Origin of the sequence: Roseomonas sp. TAS13, assembly GCF_001950415.1 — a bacterium.
GTDB lineage: Bacteria > Pseudomonadota > Alphaproteobacteria > Acetobacterales > Acetobacteraceae > Roseomonas > Roseomonas mucosa.
Genome location: NZ_BDLP01000660.1, coordinates 1 through 1,261, shown reverse-complemented (window position 1 = coordinate 1,261; position 1,261 = coordinate 1). Strand labels below are relative to the sequence as shown.

Annotated in this window: 2 protein-coding genes; one reads left to right on the top strand and one right to left on the bottom strand. The window is 69.8% G+C overall.

The features are described 5' to 3' along the window. On the bottom strand, positions 1-298 hold a 298-nt coding region (locus ROTAS13_RS24615; RefSeq protein ID WP_216348743.1), incomplete at its 3' end, for a hypothetical protein. Positions 299-596: 298 nt separating this feature from the next. Between ROTAS13_RS24615 and ROTAS13_RS24610 the strand changes: the two genes are divergently transcribed. After that, positions 597-1,261: response regulator (locus ROTAS13_RS24610; RefSeq protein WP_075823675.1), on the top strand; the 665-nt coding region annotated here is incomplete at its 3' end.

Below are 1,261 nucleotides of genomic sequence, written 5' to 3'. Positions count from 1 at the left end.
GGCGTAGCCAGATGGCCGAGGCCGCGCGGTCGCTGATCATCTGGACGCAGATCGCCCGCAGCAGGCCGGGAAAGCCGCGCGGGCGGGTGCGCCAGGGCAGCGGGCCCGCGACATCCTCGACCCGTGCCAGGGCCGGATCGGCCAGCAGCAGCAGGCGGCGCGCCGCATCGAGCCCGGGTGGGGCGATGGCGTCGAACTGCTCGGAGGAGGCCAGGGGCGAAACCGGCGGCGGAACGATCGGGGAAGGAAGCGTCAGGGCTGTCTGTCCTGTTCCGGAACGTCCGACATGGGGAGCCATGCCACGAACGGACCCGTGTCGGATCTGCGAATGCATATGCCCGGGGCGGGGAACAGGGAACAGAGAAGAGGCGGCGGGGAGCCTGAGGGGGAAGTGCGGCTCACCCGCCGCCTGCTATCACCACTGCCCCGTGAGGGGGGGGAAGGACAGCGGCGTATCCCAAAGATGGGCGTTGCGGGCCCGGAACCCAAGTCATGATGCATGCGAAAGTGCAACGGCTGGCAACGGGCGGGCGCATCGCAACAGATCGTTGCAAGAGATGCGGGCGAATCCCGGCAACCCGGCTTATGTAACAGCCATGGAGCCTGCCCCTCACATCCTGATCGTCGACGACGATCGAGAAATCCGCGATCTCTTGTCCCGTTTCCTGGAGAAACAAGGGCTTCGCGTCACCGCTGCGCGGGAAGCGCGGGAGGCGCGGCGCGTCTGGCCACTTGGCCGCTATCACCTGGTGATCCTGGACCTGATGCTGCCGGGGGAGTCGGGCCTGGATTTCGCGCGCTGGCTGCGCAGCCAGTCCGATGTCCCGATCGTGATGCTGACCGCCATGGGCGAGGAGACGGACCGCATCGTGGGGCTGGAGCTGGGTGCCGACGACTATGTCGCCAAGCCCTTCAACCCGCGCGAGCTGCTGGCCCGCATCCGCGCCGTGCTGCGCCGTGCCTCGGGCGAAGGCGCGGCACCCAAGGACCCGCCGCCCAAGGCGGTGCGCTTCGCCGGCTGGACGCTGGAGCCCGCCCGGCGCCGCCTGCTCGACCCTTCCGGCACCGAGGTCTCCCTGACCGGCGGCGAGTACGAGCTTCTGACCGTGCTGGTGGAGCGGCCGAACCGCGTGCTGACCCGGGACATGCTGATGGACCTGCTGCGCGGGCGGCAGGCCGGGCCCTTCGACCGGGCGATCGACGTGGCGGTGTCCCGGCTGCGGCGCAAGCTGGAGGATGACGGGCGCAACCCGACGCTGAT